The following is a 16,345-nucleotide window of genomic DNA, read 5'->3' as shown; positions in this document are numbered from 1 at the left end:
GAAAAACAAAAGGAAAGAAGGTATCTTCTTTCCTTTTTGCTATATTTGTTCTAATTAGTTATGTACTATGGGTGAATGCCGTTTTCTAATAGCTCAGTAAATGCATGAATATGAATAGGTTTACTGTAATAATAACCTTGAATAAACTGACATTTATTTTTTTGAAGGAAATTTACGTGCTCTTTCGTTTCTACACCTTCAGCAATGACAGACATTCCTAATGTATTTGCTAATGTGATGATCGTTTTAATAATTTCCATTCCATCATCACATGTTTCAGACATTGTAATAAATTCTCTCGGGATTTTTAACGTATCAATTGGATACAAAGGTAAGTAGGCTAGCGAAGAATAACCTGTACCAAAATCGTCGATAGAAATGTGAATCCCTAAACTTTTTAGTGTACGCAGTTTTATCAATGTTTCTCGCTCATCCATCATTGCAATTCGCTCTGTTAATTCAAGATCAAGAGAGCTTGCTGGTAAACCTGTATTTGTTAAAGTAGAAGAAATAGATTTTACAAAATCCTCTTGTTCAAATTCCTTAGCAGATAAATTTACACCTATTTTTAAATGTGAATATCCGAGTGCGTGCCAACGTTTCATTTGTTTACAAGCCTGCTCTAATGTCCATTTACCTATTGAAATAATTTGTAGTGTTTCTTCTGCAATCGGAATAAACTCGTATGGAGAAATAATACCTAATTCAGGATGATTCCACCTAATTAAAGCTTCTGCACCGATAATTTTATTAGATTCACTATCAACTTGAGGTTGATACAAAAGGAACAATTCTTCATTTTGTAGTGCGTTTGGTAAATCTTTTTCTAATCGCAATCGTCTTTCAATTTTTTTAGCGATTACATCGTCATAAATAGATACAGAGTTAAGTTCTTTTGCTTTTGCATCATACATTGCAACATTAGCGTTTTTCAGAAGTGTAGCGGTATCGATTCCGGAATGTGGATAAATAGCGATGCCGATACTCAGTGATAAAGTTAATTTATGCTCATGTATGATAAATGACTTTTTCATGCATTTAAATAATTGGTTACATAATTGGAATAAGTAATCTTCGTCAGTATAGTTTTCAATTATGATTGTAAATTCATCGCCACCGATTCTTGAAAGATGAGTATGTGATGGAAGACATGATTGGAAGCGCTTTGCTACTTCTTCTAATATGTAGTCTCCTGATGAATGTCCAAGTGTATCGTTAATTGCTTTAAAGCGATCTAAATCTAAATATAATAATGCAAACTCGCTTTCTGTTATTTCAGCATTTTTTATAACTCTCTTTAATTTCTTATGGAAAAAGGCACGGTTACCAATTTTCGTTACAGTGTCATGGAATGCTAAATATTTTATTTCTTCTTGCTGTTTTTTTAGTGCAGTAATATCTTTCACCATAATATAGCTTCCTGAAATTTGTCCGTCTATTATAATAGGAATGATTGTAACGTATAAAAAATAAGTAAAGCCATCTTTATATTGAGAACTAAGTTGTAAGGATGCCGATTCTTGTTGTTTCACTTTCTCTAACGCCAATGCTAGCTTATGCTTATCTTCATCTAAAATAATCGAAAAACAAGTTTCACCGAGTAACTCATCTGTTGGTGCTCCAAGTAGTACACTCCCAGCCTTATTTACATTTAAGAATATTCCATTTAAATCAATGGTGAAAATAGGGTCAGGATGATATTCATATAATGATTTGAATTTTTGTTGTTTTTGAGAAAGAGCCTCTGATTTATGAACTAAATCAGAAGTCCGTAAAGTAACTTTTTCTTCTAGTTGGGCATTAAATGCCTGCAAACGTTTTGTTAAGGAATTGTTTTGCATACGTACGATAGAATGACGAATGAGTACGAAAATAAAAGTAATACAATTTCCTGTAATGAGAGTTGAAGATGATGTTTGTTCTTTTAATGTAAACCCGATTAGTATTGCAACAGCAAGATAGGGAAATACAACTAAAGCTTTTTTTCCTATTATAGGGTTTACAAGGAAATAATTTTTATGGCTATTATGATCTTCTGAAATAGAGCCAGCTATTGCAATAAGTAATATAGGTATTCTATATAAAAGACGTAATAATATTATCGTTTCAGTTGATAAGTGGTTATTTAAGTAAAAATAAATATAGTTAAAAGTTGCAGAACTTATTAATACAAAAATAAAGATATAAATTTTCCGTTTGGAATTAAAAATTGTTGGACGGAAAAAGAGACTAACACCTAGCAGTAGAAATAATAAATCTGCAATTGGGTATAAAAATGAAAGGAAAACATCTCCTAGTGAAAGAGCGAATATATTTAAATTTGGTTGATTAAATAAATACCATTCTAATGTAAATATGGAAGTAAGCACTATGCATATATCACAAATAAAGAACGCTTTTTCCCATTTATTGCATTCCTTTAAGATTTTATAGCAGAAAGCGATAAGACAGAAAAATAGAAAAAACATGTAAAATACATCAGAAACCGTAAAACGATGTATTGGAATTTCGAAGAAGCTATCTTGATATGTATATACTATTTTCCCTAATAAAAAACTACCAATTGCTATTGTAATACATATCCAAAACGGATTTGAACTGACTTTTTTAGAATATATAGAGTAAATCAGTGATACAAATGTAATGGCTTCAACGACAAGTGAAGCGAAGCGTACATCTGAATTTGAAAAATGAGTAGGGAACAGATAGAAAAACATAAAATAGATTGAATAGCATATTAATGTTCCGATTAATATACATAATTGTAAATTTTTATTTAATTTCAATGAAATCACCTTCTTTAATTATGCACTATGTTCGTTATATCTATACATAATAATATTATTTAAGAATTGTATCAGATTTCCTTATAAAAATCATGTTTATAAGGAAAGTGTTAAAGAGTGTAAGTATTCTTAAGGTTGAAAAAATATTGCGGTTGATAGTATAGACTGTATCAAGACTTTAAATAGAAATTGTATATTTAGTCATCCTTTGAATTGTAAAGTTTTTTTAGTGATTTGTAAGTGGAGATGCAAAATTGCATATAAAATGATGAGTATCTTTTTTTGGTGAGCTTTTTATTTTTAATCTGAAGATTAATATTTGTGAAAATGTTGAGAAAAGATATAAAATAAGAACGTGTATTCTTACAGAGTGGAATAGTATTGCCACTAAATAGGGAGGCTTTTTTATGATATATCGAATTAAAGATGCAGAAATATACTATGAAATTGTGGGAGAGGGTAAACCGGTCATTATCATACATGGGTGCGCCCCTGACCATAGGTTAATGATGAAATGTATGGAATCAGTATTTCAGAAATATGAAGGTTATAAGCGAATATATATTGATTTACCTGGAATGGGAAAATCGAATGCTCCAAATTGGATAAATAGTTCAGATCGTGTAGAAGTGCTTATCACATTTATTGAGGAAATCATTTCTACTGAAAAATTTTTATTGGTAGGAGAATCATATGGAGGCTATTTAGCCAAAGGTATACTTGCAAAGATGTTTGAGAGAGTTAGCGGATTACTATTAGTATGTCCTGTTGTTGTAGCGGAGCCAGAAAAAAGGATTCTTCCAGATAAACAGGTAATTGTACAAGATGAGGAATTTTTAAATACGCTCACTTCCACAGAAAGAGAGGAGTTTTGTGAGTTAGCTGTAATAGCAAATGAATATACATATAAGCGATTTAAAGAAGAAATTAAGCCTGGGTTAGATGTTGCTAATTATGAATTTATTGAAAGGTTGCAAAAGAATTACTCTCTTACTATGGATTTTCAGCATGAAAAATATGAAAATCCCGTTCTTTTACTGACTGGAAGACAAGATATATCAGTAGGTTATCAAAATATTATAGAAATTATTGAAGAATATCCAAGGGCAACATTAGCAGTGTTAGATATGGCAGGGCATAATTTGCAAATTGAGCAGCCTGAATTATTTGAGAGTTTAGTAGGAGAATGGATTAGACGAACAAATCAGCACAGTTTATAAAGTATTTTAGTATTACCCCTAAGTGTTGAAATGGGATAAATGAACGTGATTTATTAACTTATCTCGCTATTTGCCGGGCAGCCCGATTAGTGAGGGCTGATTAAAGTTTCACTTTATAAAAAATTTTAAGGAGAAATTATGAGCACATATATTTATATGGTTAGACATGGTGAATCATCAAAACTAGAAGGAAATGAAAGAATGCGTGGATTAACTGAGAGGGGACATATGGATGCCCGTAGAGTAACTGACATATTAAAAGCGGAGAGGATTGATACTTTTATTTCCAGTCCTTATAATCGGGCTATGCTAACGATAGAGGAGTCAGCTAATTTCCATGAAAAAGAAATAGTAGTATATGAAAATCTTAAAGAGTGTATGTTTTCAAGTGAGGATCAGGTTATATCAGACAAAGAGGTGTATCCACTTGTACAGAAGATGTTCTCTAATCCGGACTTTGCACGAACGGAAGGAGAGTCATATGCAGATTGCCAGAGAAGAGTAGTGAAAGTATTAAAAGAAATCTTAATGGATTTTCGAGGATGCAAAATTGTAATTGGTACACATGGGTTTGTCATGACATTAATGATGAACTATTTTGATAAACAATATGGTTTTGAATTTTTAATGAATACGTCAAAACCGGATATATATAAGATGGAATTTAAAGAAGAACAATTAATGAATGTAGAGAGATTATGGAAAGCTGAATAAAATTAGTTGCATGGATTTTGTTGTAAAAGTTACTTTTATAGCAAAGTCTTTTTTTGAATAGAAAGCATCTTTATCAACTATTGTTAGAATGTTAAATAAATAAGTAATTATTCAGTCTTTGAATAAATTATGGAGAAATTGGTTTAGGGAAACAATTTTAAATGTGTCAAAATTCCAAACGTTGGATTTATATTCAATAGGAGAAAAAGATGTAGAATTTTGTCTTACAGTCCCCGTTTACTTTTCATTTCATTACATATAGGCTTTGTGGTGTAAGGGAGGACATTGCCTTTACGTAAAATCTATAAGGAGGTCATTGTAATGAAACAGATTAAAAAGTTTGCGGGAGTTGCTTTAGCGGGGACGATTGGATTAAGTGGATTACTGTTTTTAGAACCAAGTGTAAGCGTTGCGGAAGCACAGCAAGTGAAAGTAGAAAATTTCAATACAATTGATGTAACGATGAATTTAAATGAATTGTATGTATTAAGTGGCAGAAGCATTGATATTCTTTCTGGAGATAAAGAAGCAATTCAGTTAAATAAATACACAATTAGTTTTAATAAACCTGGGAAGTATGTGATTAAAGTAAATGGCTGTATTTATGATGATGTATATACTTTTATTGTAAATGAGTAGTATATATTCTTAAATTGCGAGATAAAAACAGAAACACCCTATTTGCGATGAGAGTCGTAAATAGGGTGAATTTATTTGTATTAAGCTGTACTTTAAATATGTTCACTAATTTTCTTTTTGTTATGTAAAAGTGTTAACAATGTAAATGAAATATACATCTTCACAGTCAAAAAAGTTAAAATATTTCGTTTTAAGGATTATAATGGAGGGAGGAACATAAAAGGGAGTGAATGAACTTGAAACAAGAACTTATTGAAAGATTTACGAGATATGTAAAAATTGATACGCAATCAAATGAAGAAAGTCATACAGTACCAACAACACCAGGACAAATTGAGTTTGGTAAGTTATTAGTGGAAGAGCTAAAAGAAATTGGTTTAACAGAAGTAACGATGGATGATAATGGCTATGTAATGGCAACACTTCCAGCTAATACGGACAAGGATGTTCCTGTAATCGGATTTTTAGCCCATTTAGATACGGCAACAGACTTTACAGGGAAAAACGTCAAACCACAAATTCATGAAAATTTTGATGGTAATGCAATTACGTTAAATGAAGAGCTAAATATTGTGTTAACACCAGAGCAGTTCTCGGAATTACCATCATATAAAGGACATACCATTATTACAACTGATGGTACAACACTTCTAGGAGCAGATGATAAAGCTGGTCTTACAGAAATTATGGTTGCAATGAACCATTTAATACATAATCCGCAAATTAAGCACGGGAAAATAAGAGTAGCATTTACACCGGATGAAGAAATTGGTCGTGGGCCAGCGCATTTTGATGTAGAAGCGTTTGGTGCATCATTCGCTTATACGATGGATGGAGGTCCATTAGGTGGTTTAGAGTATGAAAGTTTTAATGCTGCAGGTGCTAAGTTAACGTTTAACGGAACGAATACACATCCTGGAACAGCGAAAAATAAAATGCGCAATGCTACTAAACTGGCTATGGAGTTTAACGGGTATTTACCAGTAGAAGAGGCGCCAGAATATACAGAAGGCTATGAGGGATTCTATCATTTACTTTCTTTAAATGGTGATGTTGAGCAAAGTAAAGCGTATTATATTATTCGAGACTTTGATCGTGAAAATTTTGAGGCACGTAAAAATAACGTTAAAAATATTGTGAAGACTATGCAAGAAAAATATGGCGAAGATGCAGTCGTTTTAGAAATGAATGATCAATACTATAACATGCTTGAAAAAATTGAACCGGTAAGAGAAATTGTTGATATTGCATATGAAGCAATGAAAAGTTTAGACATTGAACCAAATATTCATCCGATTCGCGGAGGCACAGATGGATCACAATTATCATATATGGGATTACCGACGCCGAATATTTTCACTGGTGGTGAAAACTATCACGGTAAATTTGAGTATGTTTCGGTAGATACTATGGAAAAAGCTGTTCAAGTTATTGTGGAAATTGCAAGACGTTTTGAGGAGCAAGCTTAAAAAAGAACCAAGTAGTACGAATGTGCTACTTGGTTCTTTTAATATAGTACTCGCCACAAATAAAAAGTCGCATAAGACTCCCAATTAGCCCAGTTTGCCGCGAAATCTTTTATTTCATTTTTTGTCGGTTTATTTTCGGAACCTGTTATAAATTTAATTGCATTATGCAGACCAACATCATCAATTGGAAAAGCCGAAGGAAATCTTAAACAACGCATTAAAACATAGTTGGCAGTCCATGGCCCTATACCATGGATAGCAGTTAATTGTTTCTCAGCAACCTTTACATCTTGTGTTTGCAGTAAATCCTCTTTTAATAGTTTTCTCTCTGTAATAAGCTTCGCAATACCGATTAAATATTCACATTTTCTAGTCGTCATTTTTAATTGTTGGAGATCTTCTACATGTAGATTTGCAATTGCTTCAGGTGATGGGAATATCCAATGCTTTCTACCGTCCCATTCTACATAACTTCCAAATTGCTCAACTAATCTCCTTTTTAGTGTATAAGCATATGTTAGGTTAATTTGTTGACCGATAATTCCCCAGGAAAGTGCCTCAAATAAGTCTGGAATGCCTAAAGTACGAAGGCCATAATATTGTTCAATTGGTCCTTGAAGGAGTAAATCATGTTTAGCTAATGTATAAAATGGGGCTAAATCAGTAGTTAAATCAAACCATTCTTTTACATAGTTAACTACAGCTTCACGTATCGATTTTTCAGATGTATATGGTTCTTCTAAACAACGTATTTGAATATTCCCATCTGTATTCACACTAATTTCAACTAAAGGATTTACATCTTGAACAGGGATAACTTTATAAATTTTGTTATCTTCAATATGGAACATACATTCATTGTTAGAGCGTGATAGATAACGTAAATTTTCTTGGAAACAAAATTCTTTTGGAACTGCTATAGATAATGCGCTATTATATTCTGCTGTCATATGAATTCCACCTGCAACTTTTCTAATGTAAGCAATTTTTTCTTCATTTCTAATCCACCCCTAAATCCGGTTAGTTTCCCATTCTTCCCAATAACGCGGTGACAAGGAATGGTAATAAGAAGAGGGTTAGCAGCAATAGCAGAAGCAACGGCGCGCACAGCTTTAGGTTTTTGAATTCTTTCAGCAATTTCTGTATAAGAATATGTCTTTCCATAAGGAATTTCACGTACCGTATTCCAAACAGATAATTGAAAATTAGTTCCATAAGCATCGATAGGAAATGTAAAAGTTTCTCGCTTGTTTTCTAAATACTCGATAACTTCTTGCGTATATATTTGCAAGTAATCTGGACTATGGGTCAATATATGTTGGGGCAGTTTTTTTCTAGCCCATATATTTAATTCTTCAAAGTTTTCGTCTTGTGATCCAATGAAACATAGTCCATTTTCAGTTGCAGCAATATGAAATCGCCAATTTTTATGTGTAAGTAGCGTCCAATATATATAATTATTTTTGTAGGAATTCATTATCGTATCCCTCTTTCATTTCGTTCTTTTTTCGATATTCAGTAGGAGTAAATCCGGTTTTCTTTTTAAATAAAGTTGCGAAATACTCTGGGTTTTCTATCCCGACAGCAGTACTAATTTCTTTAATAGATTGATTTGTGTGTAAAAGGTATTCGGTTGCTTTAAGAACCCTGAATTGTTGTATATATTCTATAGGAGTTAACCCTATTATTCTTTTGAAAGTACGTTGTAAATGAAAAGGGCTACCGTGACACATTTCCGCAAGCATGTCGAGAGTTAAGGATTCGTCATAATGCTTTTCGATATAGTCTTTAATTTGTTCTACCCACTCTTCATTAGGTAAAGTGATTCCATTTGGCTTACAACGTTTGCACGGGCGAAAGTTCTCACTTAATGCTTGCTCTGCATGATGAAAAATTCGTACATTGTTTCTATTCGGTATTCTTGATTTGCATGATGGCCTGCAAAAGATTCCAGTTGATTTCACAGCATAAAAGAATTTGCTATCATAGGAAGAATCATTATGAATAATTGCTTGCCAATACTCATTTGTTAATGTAACTCCTTCATTGTGCATAGAACATCACCTCTGAAATTAGTATAACCTGAATAAAGTGCGTATGTATGTATTCATAAATGTAAGAGCAAGATTACAAAGGTGAAAATATGATTGTTTTTCTATTTTGTGATAGCATGAAATTTGGAAATAAACATCAAGAGGAGGGCTAAAAGTGAAGTTAATTTCATGGAATGTAAATGGTTTGCGAGCAGTTATCGCAAAAGGTGAATTCTTGGAATATCTCGAGGAATCAAGTGCTGATATATTTTGTCTACAAGAGATTAAATTACAAGAAGGGCAAATTGATTTAAATCTAGAGGGATATTATACATACTGGAATTATGCTGTGAAAAAAGGATATTCAGGAACTGCTATTTTTTCGAAAAAAGAACCGCTTTCAGTTACATATGGTTTAGACATTGAAGAGCATGATCAAGAAGGGCGACTTATTACTTTAGAATTCGAAGATTTTTATATGATAACGTTATATACACCAAATTCAAAACGTGGATTAGAACGATTAGATTACAGAATGAAATGGGAAGATGATTTCAGGTCCTATATCAAACGATTAGATGAGAAAAAACCAGTTATTTTTTGTGGAGACTTAAATGTTGCTCATAAAGAAATCGATTTGAAAAATCCAAAAAGTAATCGTAAAAATCCTGGATTCTCTGATGAGGAGCGAGAGAAATTTTCAAGTATTTTAGAAGAAGGATTTATTGATACATATCGTTACCTTTATCCTGATCAAGAAGGTGCATACTCGTGGTGGTCGTATCGTATGGGCGCGAGAGCGAAAAATATCGGATGGCGTTTAGATTATTTTGTTGTTTCGGAACGAATGAAAGACCAAATAACAGAAGCGAAAATTAATAGTGAAGTGATGGGATCAGACCATTGTCCAGTTGAATTGCATATAAATTTCTAAAAAAAGAAGTATCTCCCTAATATCAGGGAGATACTTCTTTTTTAATTCAGTTTGTTAAAATTTTTCAAATCATTCTTGAAATAATTTCATATTAAATATATACTTAGTAACGATAATCATTATCATTGAAAATGATTATCAAGTGATGGAGGCGTAAAAGAATTATAGTCTAGGGGAAGTGAACGGGAATGAGTTCTGGATAAAATTATTAATCTAATGAAATATATATATGGGACAAGGTTCATATAGTTAAATTTTATTGAGAATATAGTTTGAAAATTTGAGAGGAGACATATAAAGATGAACAAGAAATTATTTACTTTAGGGATGGTTACAGTTTTAAGTGTAGGTTTAGCAGCATGTAATAGTGCGGATAAAACTTCAGGCGAGCAAAAACAACAGACAAAAGCTACGGAAACAAAAAAAGATGAAAAACGAAAAATTACATATTTAGGTAAAGAGTATACAGTGCCAGCAAAAGTAGATAAAATTGCGACAGCTAGTTTAGAGTCAATGGAAGATGCGGCAGTACTTGGAATTAAACCAGTTGGTGCCATTACTGTAGGTGGTAAATTACCAAAATATCTTGAAAAAGAGTTAGAAGGTGCTAAATCTGTTGGTGAGAAAATGCAACCCAATTTCGAAACATTACTACAATTAAAACCAGATGTTATTACATCGAGTACGAAATTCCCAGCAGAAACAGCTGAAAAGTTTACGAAAGTAGCTCCTACATTCCCGGTATCACACGTTTCAACAAATTGGGAAGATAACTTAAAGTTAATGGGAGAATTAACTGGTAAAAAAGATAAAGCCGAAAAAATTATTAAGGATTACAATTCGGACGCTGAAAAAGCAAAAGCAAAACTAGGAGATAAGTTAAAAGATAAAAAAGTACTTGTCATAAGACTAAGAGCAAACGAATTATTCCTATATCCAGAAGGAGTATACTTCAATCCTGTAATTTATAAAGATCTTGGACTAACTGCTCCAGAACAATTGAAAACTGTAAAAGCACAAGAGAAAATTTCATTTGAAAAACTTGCTGAACTTAACCCAGATTATATTTTCTTACAATATGAGGCAAGTGAAAATAAAAACCCGAAAGTGTTAGAAGAAATTGAAAGTAATCCAATTTGGCAAAGTATGAATGCTGCGAAGGAAAAGAAAGTATTTGTAAATGTTGTAGATCCAATGGCACAAGGTGGTACAGCTTGGAGTAAAACAGCATTCTTAAAAGAAGCAGTGAAAAATTTATCTAAATAATACAATAAGTAAGGTGCGTTGAATGATATGCAGAAAACAAATGCAGTACCAGTAACTATATTATGTATAGCACCCATACTCATCTTATTTACAGTTATACTTTCGATTTTGTATGGGGCAAAAAGTATTGACGCTGAAACAGTGTGGAACGCATTATTTCATTTTGATTCAAGCGATGTAAATCATAATATTATTATTACTTCACGTTTACCAAGGGTAGTTGCAGCTCTTTTAGTCGGAGCATTTCTAGCCATATCAGGAGCACTTATGCAGGGGATGACAAGAAACTATCTTGCATCCCCTTCTATTATGGGTGTGACGGATGGTGCTGCCTTTGTTATTACACTTTGTATGATTTTTCTTCCGGGAATGTCATCAATTGGTATGGTTGTATGTTCAATGATTGGTTCTGCACTAGGAGCCGGTATCGTGTTTGGTTTTGGTTCGCTCCTTCAAAATGGCTTATCACCAGTAAGGTTAGCGATTATAGGAACAGTTATTGGAACATTTTTAAGTAGTGTATCGGCTGCAATGGCTTCGTATTTCCAAATTTCTCAAAATGTTAGTTTTTGGTTTAATGCAAAGTTAGATCAAGTAGATCCTAATATCATTAAAATCACGATACCGTTTGGGATAATTGGAATAATTTTAGCATTGTTAATATCAAAATCTATTACCATTCTTTCATTAGGCGAAGAGGTTTCTATTAATTTAGGGCAACGTACAAAACTAGTTAAAGCGATGGCAATTTTATCGGTAATTTTCTTAACAGGAACAGCAGTTGCTTTAGTGGGGAAAGTTGGTTTTGTAGGTTTAATTATTCCGCACATTACGCGCTTTATAATTGGGGTAGATTATAAGTGGATTTTGCCATGTGCAGGTGTTATTGGTGGCGTTTTCTTAGCGTTATGTGACGTTTTGAGTAGATTTGTAAACTATCCATTTGAAACACCTATTGGAGTCGTTACCTCTTTAATTGGAATTCCTTTCTTCCTTTATTTAATCCGTACTAGAGGAGGAGAGAGACATGCTTAAAAGTTCAAGTCAACGTTTCGGAATGACGATGGGGATTATTATATTTTTAATACTATGTGCTATTTATATTAGTTTAACAAATGGTACGTTCGACATTACGATTACAGATGTATTTAAAACACTGTTTAGAATTGATCCAGTACCAGAACATGATTTAGTTATTTTTGAGTTTCGCCTTCCGCGCATCGTAATTGCTGGATTAGTAGGATTAGGCCTTGGTGTTGCGGGTGCCGTTATTCAAGGGATTACGAGAAATGGGTTGGCGGACCCAGGTATTTTAGGCGTAAATGCCGGAGCAGGAACAGCGATTGTCATTTTTATGTTTTTCTTTCAAGGGCAATTAAAAAGCACAGACTGGGTTTCTATTATGATGATGCCAATGTTTGGTTTAGTAGGCGGATTAGGTGCAGCTATCATCATTTATCTGTTTTCTTGGAAAAACGGTAAATTAGATTCGCAGCGACTTTTATTAACAGGGATTGCAATTGGATCAGGATTTGGAGCCTTTTCTATGTACTTATCACTCAAAATGAAGTCAACTGATTTTGAAATGGCCGCAGTGTGGGTGTCTGGAAGCATATATAGTGCAAACTGGAAGTATATTGTGGCTATGTTACCATGGCTTATTATCTTAATTCCGCTTATACAAAAGAAAGCTTATTTATTAGATTTATTTCAATTGGAAGAAACGAGTATTACAAGTTTAGGTGTTTCAGTAGAAAGAGAGAAATCGATTTTACTACTAAGTAGTATCGGGCTTGTGAGCGCATGTGTTGCTGTTTCAGGGAGTATCGGTTTTATTGGCTTAATGGCACCGCATATAGCGAAAAGGCTTGTCGGTATTCAACATAAGTATATAATTCCTACGTGCGGCGTAATCGGAATGTTTCTTGTAATTGCTTCAGACTTTATTGCGAAAACAGTTTTTACACCTGTAGAGCTACCAGTTGGAATCGTTATTTCTATTGTCGGTGTACCGTATTTCTTATATTTACTTTATAAGGCGAAAGCGTAAGAGGAGGAATAAAAGTGAGTATTTTAAGTGCAAAAAATTTAGAAACAAGTTATGAAAAGCTTACAGTGTTTCGCGATTTAAATGTGGAAATACAAGAAGGAAAAGTAACGACAATTATAGGTCCAAACGGTTGCGGTAAATCGACATTGTTAAAAACAATGGGAAGAATTTTAAAACAAAAAAGCGGTAAAGTATATTTGCAAGGACAGGATTTACATACAATTCCAACGAAAGAAATTGCGAAGCAGTTAGCTTTACTCCCGCAAACTCCAATTGCACCAGGTGAGCTTAAAGTGGAAGAATTAATTTCTTATGGACGCTATCCACATCGAAATAACGTAAATAAGTTAACGACAAAAGATAAAGAAATGATTGATTGGGCATTAGATATAACGAAAACTTCTGAATTTCGAACGAGACAAATTGCAAATTTATCAGGTGGTCAAAGACAAAAGGTATGGCTAGCGATGGCATTAGCACAAGAGACAGAAGTGTTGCTATTAGATGAGCCAACTACATACCTTGATATGTCTCATCAATTAGATGTATTACAAATTGTGGAGAAGTTAAATAAAGAACATAATTGTACGGTTGTTATGGTATTACATGATATTAACCATGCATCAAGGTTTTCAGATGAAATTATTGCAATGAAGGAAGGCGAAATTGTTACAACTGGTAGCCCAGAAGAAATCATTACAAATGAAGTGTTAAAAGAAGTATTTCATATTGATGCGCGTGTCATGATTGATCCGTATAACGGGGCTCCTGTTTGTTTCGGTTATGATAGCGTTGTATCTCAAGAAGAAAAAATCGAAATATATGTAACAAGTTAAAAAGGGGGGGATAGGGTGAATACTACAGTTGAAAAACAGCAGATTATAACATCTAATACAGAGCAGTGGAAAATGTATTCAAAATTAGAAGGTAAGGAATATCAAATTCATATTTCAAAGCCGAGGCAACCAGCACCGGATTCAGGATATCCCGTTATTTACGTATTAGATGGCAATGCCTTTTTTCAAACATTTCATGAAGCAGTTAAAATACAATCAGTAAGAGCGGAAAAAACTGGTGTTTCACCAGCTGTTATAGTTGGAGTGGGTTATCCGATTGAAGGCGCATTTTCAGGGGAAGAAAGGTGCTATGATTTTACGCCTAGCGTAATTTCAAAAGATGCCCCTTTAAAACCAGACGGTAGACCGTGGCCTAAAACAGGAGGAGCACATAATTTCTTTACTTTTATTGAAGAAGAACTGAAACCACAAATTGAAAAGAATTTTGAGATTGATAAAAGTAAGCAAACGTTATTTGGACATTCTTTAGGTGGACTATTTGCTTTGCATATACTATTTACAAACTTAAACGCTTTTCAAAATTATTTTATTAGTAGTCCATCTATATGGTGGAATAATAAATCCGTTCTTGAAAAAGAAGAGAACCTTATACATGAATTAAACAATGCTAAGTTTGAAACAGGAGTGTTCCTTACAGTTGGATCACTTGAACGAGAGCATATGGTTGTAGGTGCAAATGAATTATCAGAGCGCCTTCTCCAAGTAAACCACGATAAACTTAAATTTAAGTTTTATGAAGCTGAAGGGGAGAATCATGCATCTGTTGTGCCGACGTCTTTAAGTAAAGGATTGAGGTTTATTAGTTACGTATAGGAAAAAAGGTTATGGATGAAACATTCCATAACCTTTTTTAATATGTAGAATTGTCCTTTTCGAAAGTTTTGTTTCAACTTTTCGTCTAAAGAGACAAAAAGTTGTCACAAATCGGTCACAATTAGCATAAACATAAAATAGACGAAATGAACTTATTTCCAAAAAGGCTTGGTTTATTCCGATCATGATTTGTAGAGCTGAAAAAGTATGGATGAAAAGTTCACTATATTCCCAAGGAGGTAGATCGTATGAAAACTATTCTTGCTATCGCTGGACTTATTTGGGTTCTATCACATGGCATTCCAATTTATGAAGGAGAACAAATTCGCAGTGCTCTAAATAAAAATTTTAATGAATATCATATCATTGATCGGCAAGATAATGTTGTGACAGTTCGAGTAAATGACTGTTTTCATACGGTAACCGTTGAAGGAACTTCAGTAGTGAATGATACAAAAGTATGTGATCAGCAATAATTATATATGGAAAGAAAAAATTCTCAGGTTAAATATCTGAAAATTTAAATTAAAACATTATAGACGAAGAATAAGCGGGGGCGGGTAATCCCCGCTTATTCTTGTTTCACTTTATTGAATTTTGATGAGAGATATAATGATTTTTTGACAAAAAGGAAAGGGTATACTGAAAATTGAGATTAAGAAGCTAATGCGTTGTTAAGAATAATCATAAAGTGTAAATATACTCTTATGGGGTATCATGCGTAGATATTTAATGCTATAATTGATATACTCATAAAAAACAATTGTTTTATTGGATGAAGAGAAACTTTAAGAAGGTGATAATATGGATCATAAAGAGCATGAAGCAGTAACACATAGATCAGAAAAAGAAAAAGAACAGATTATAAATAGATTAAAGAGAATTGAAGGACAGGTCCGCGGTATTCAAAACATGATTGAAAATGATCGTTATTGCGTAGATATTTTAGTGCAAATTTCAGCGATTAATGCAGCGATGAAAAAAGTAGGAATGGGCGTTCTCAAAAATCATACGAGTCATTGTGTTTCAGGAGCTATTAAAAATGGAAATGGTGACGAAGCAATTGAAGAATTAATGACAGTATTTGAACGTTTTTCAAAAGCGTAAAAACAAGCTAGTATTTAACTGGCTTGTTTTTTTGTTTACCCTCATATTGGATTTGGGTGTATTGTAGTGAAAAAGTGTGTGTAAAATAAACTTTTAGAAAATAATTGAAAAATCATGATACAAAACCATTGATTACCTTAGGGGGGTATGGTAAGATGTAATTGTGATTAACAAACAATGAATAAACAAGAGGAGGATTTTAAATGGAACAGTTAACATTACAGGTTGAAGGTATGTCTTGTGGACATTGTGTAAATGCTATCGAAAGCAGTGTGAAAGAGCTAAACGGTGTTGAACAAGTGAAGGTTCAATTAGCAGAAGGAACTGTTGAAGTTACTATCGACTCGTCTGCTGTAACATTAAAAGATATCGTTGCTGTAATCGAAGATCAAGGATACGATGTTCAATAATTATTTTTAGATATGGAAATAAATCGTACTTTAAATGAAGTACGATT

Annotated in this window: 17 protein-coding genes; 13 read left to right on the top strand and 4 right to left on the bottom strand. The window is 33.1% G+C overall.

Annotated elements, in window-relative coordinates; translation table 11 throughout:
* Positions 1-65: 65 nt before the first annotated feature.
* Complete coding sequence (locus ACUN13_RS00175) at positions 66-2,786, bottom strand: sensor domain-containing protein (RefSeq protein ID WP_000773557.1); 2,721 nt, start codon at positions 2,784-2,786, stop codon at positions 66-68.
* 407 nt (positions 2,787-3,193) lie between these two features.
* On the opposite strand from ACUN13_RS00175, the gene ACUN13_RS00170 reads away from it, so the two are divergent.
* The 4 genes from ACUN13_RS00170 (at position 3,194) to pepT (ending at position 6,828) form a co-directional block, all read left to right on the top strand.
* Positions 3,194-4,006, top strand: a complete 813-nt coding sequence (locus ACUN13_RS00170; RefSeq protein WP_445423635.1) for an alpha/beta fold hydrolase — start codon at positions 3,194-3,196, stop codon at positions 4,004-4,006.
* Positions 4,007-4,144: 138 nt separating this feature from the next.
* Entirely contained in the window at positions 4,145-4,720 is a 576-nt protein-coding gene (locus ACUN13_RS00165) for a histidine phosphatase family protein (RefSeq protein ID WP_445423634.1), read from the top strand.
* A gap of 321 nt (positions 4,721-5,041) precedes the next feature.
* Positions 5,042-5,359 (top strand): hypothetical protein, encoded by a 318-nt coding sequence (locus tag ACUN13_RS00160; RefSeq protein WP_000809495.1) that lies wholly within the window; start codon positions 5,042-5,044, stop codon positions 5,357-5,359.
* Positions 5,360-5,595: 236 nt separating this feature from the next.
* Complete coding sequence (pepT, locus tag ACUN13_RS00155) at positions 5,596-6,828, top strand: peptidase T (protein ID WP_444877237.1); 1,233 nt, start codon at positions 5,596-5,598, stop codon at positions 6,826-6,828.
* Positions 6,829-6,866: 38 nt separating this feature from the next.
* Here the strand turns inward: pepT and ACUN13_RS00150 are convergent, their stop codons facing one another.
* The 3 genes from ACUN13_RS00150 to ACUN13_RS00140 are packed head-to-tail and all read right to left on the bottom strand — an operon-like array spanning position 6,867 to position 8,882.
* Positions 6,867-7,778, bottom strand: a complete 912-nt coding sequence (locus tag ACUN13_RS00150) for a DNA glycosylase (protein WP_445423633.1) — start codon at positions 7,776-7,778, stop codon at positions 6,867-6,869.
* Positions 7,775-8,305, bottom strand: a complete 531-nt coding sequence (locus ACUN13_RS00145) for a methylated-DNA--[protein]-cysteine S-methyltransferase (RefSeq protein WP_001089840.1) — start codon at positions 8,303-8,305, stop codon at positions 7,775-7,777. The genes ACUN13_RS00150 and ACUN13_RS00145 overlap by 4 nt, the downstream gene beginning before the upstream one ends.
* Complete coding sequence (locus ACUN13_RS00140; protein WP_000551322.1) at positions 8,286-8,882, bottom strand: bifunctional transcriptional activator/DNA repair enzyme AdaA; 597 nt, start codon at positions 8,880-8,882, stop codon at positions 8,286-8,288. Before ACUN13_RS00140 ends, ACUN13_RS00145 begins: the two co-directional genes overlap by 20 nt.
* A 154-nt stretch (positions 8,883-9,036) precedes the next feature.
* Here ACUN13_RS00140 and ACUN13_RS00135 point away from each other — a divergent pair, with 154 nt between their 5' ends.
* From ACUN13_RS00135 to copZ, 9 genes are all read left to right on the top strand, one after another.
* Entirely contained in the window at positions 9,037-9,795 is a 759-nt protein-coding gene (locus ACUN13_RS00135; RefSeq protein WP_000767598.1) for an exodeoxyribonuclease III, read from the top strand.
* A 300-nt stretch (positions 9,796-10,095) separates the two neighbouring features.
* Positions 10,096-11,061: an iron-hydroxamate ABC transporter substrate-binding protein gene (locus ACUN13_RS00130; protein WP_001035506.1), complete on the top strand. Its 966-nt coding sequence runs from the start codon at positions 10,096-10,098 to the stop codon at positions 11,059-11,061.
* A gap of 27 nt (positions 11,062-11,088) precedes the next feature.
* Entirely contained in the window at positions 11,089-12,096 is a 1,008-nt protein-coding gene (locus ACUN13_RS00125; protein WP_001173058.1) for a FecCD family ABC transporter permease, read from the top strand.
* Entirely contained in the window at positions 12,089-13,111 is a 1,023-nt protein-coding gene (locus ACUN13_RS00120; RefSeq protein WP_000920450.1) for a FecCD family ABC transporter permease, read from the top strand. The genes ACUN13_RS00125 and ACUN13_RS00120 overlap by 8 nt, the downstream gene beginning before the upstream one ends.
* A gap of 14 nt (positions 13,112-13,125) precedes the next feature.
* The gene (locus ACUN13_RS00115; protein ID WP_000025766.1) at positions 13,126-13,947 is read left to right on the top strand and encodes an ABC transporter ATP-binding protein; all 822 of its coding nucleotides are present in this window, start codon (positions 13,126-13,128) and stop codon (positions 13,945-13,947) included.
* A gap of 15 nt (positions 13,948-13,962) precedes the next feature.
* Positions 13,963-14,781, top strand: a complete 819-nt coding sequence (locus tag ACUN13_RS00110; protein WP_326263219.1) for an alpha/beta hydrolase-fold protein — start codon at positions 13,963-13,965, stop codon at positions 14,779-14,781.
* Positions 14,782-15,029: 248 nt separating this feature from the next.
* Positions 15,030-15,257 carry a hypothetical protein gene (locus ACUN13_RS00105; protein WP_000849103.1) on the top strand — a complete coding sequence of 76 codons (228 nt, stop codon included), beginning with the start codon at positions 15,030-15,032 and terminating at the stop codon, positions 15,255-15,257.
* Between the two features lie 328 nt (positions 15,258-15,585).
* Positions 15,586-15,888, top strand: a complete 303-nt coding sequence (locus ACUN13_RS00100; protein WP_000349637.1) for a metal-sensing transcriptional repressor — start codon at positions 15,586-15,588, stop codon at positions 15,886-15,888.
* A 203-nt stretch (positions 15,889-16,091) separates the two neighbouring features.
* Entirely contained in the window at positions 16,092-16,298 is a 207-nt protein-coding gene (copZ, locus tag ACUN13_RS00095) for a copper chaperone CopZ (protein WP_000436973.1), read from the top strand.
* Positions 16,299-16,345 lie beyond the last annotated feature (47 nt).

The organism is Bacillus cereus group sp. Bce041 (genome assembly GCF_052646455.1).
The sequence above is the reverse complement of the archived record's forward strand: the minus strand, read 5'-3'. Positions and strand labels throughout refer to the sequence as shown.

Excerpts from the sequence above, each read along its gene's own strand:
- ACUN13_RS00170 (WP_445423635.1), top strand. The coding sequence starts at position 3,194 with ATGATATATCGAATTAAAGATGCAGAAATATACTATGAAATTGTGGGA.
- ACUN13_RS00165 (WP_445423634.1), top strand. The coding sequence starts at position 4,145 with ATGAGCACATATATTTATATGGTTAGACATGGTGAATCATCAAAACTA.
- ACUN13_RS00160 (WP_000809495.1), top strand. The coding sequence starts at position 5,042 with ATGAAACAGATTAAAAAGTTTGCGGGAGTTGCTTTAGCGGGGACGATT.
- ACUN13_RS00150 (WP_445423633.1), bottom strand. The coding sequence starts at position 7,778 with ATGACAGCAGAATATAATAGCGCATTATCTATAGCAGTTCCAAAAGAA.
- ACUN13_RS00145 (WP_001089840.1), bottom strand. The coding sequence starts at position 8,305 with ATGAATTCCTACAAAAATAATTATATATATTGGACGCTACTTACACAT.
- ACUN13_RS00140 (WP_000551322.1), bottom strand. The coding sequence starts at position 8,882 with ATGCACAATGAAGGAGTTACATTAACAAATGAGTATTGGCAAGCAATT.
- ACUN13_RS00130 (WP_001035506.1), top strand. The coding sequence starts at position 10,096 with ATGAACAAGAAATTATTTACTTTAGGGATGGTTACAGTTTTAAGTGTA.
- ACUN13_RS00125 (WP_001173058.1), top strand. The coding sequence starts at position 11,089 with ATGCAGAAAACAAATGCAGTACCAGTAACTATATTATGTATAGCACCC.
- ACUN13_RS00120 (WP_000920450.1), top strand. The coding sequence starts at position 12,089 with ATGCTTAAAAGTTCAAGTCAACGTTTCGGAATGACGATGGGGATTATT.
- ACUN13_RS00105 (WP_000849103.1), top strand. The coding sequence starts at position 15,030 with ATGAAAACTATTCTTGCTATCGCTGGACTTATTTGGGTTCTATCACAT.
- ACUN13_RS00100 (WP_000349637.1), top strand. The coding sequence starts at position 15,586 with ATGGATCATAAAGAGCATGAAGCAGTAACACATAGATCAGAAAAAGAA.
- copZ (WP_000436973.1), top strand. The coding sequence starts at position 16,092 with ATGGAACAGTTAACATTACAGGTTGAAGGTATGTCTTGTGGACATTGT.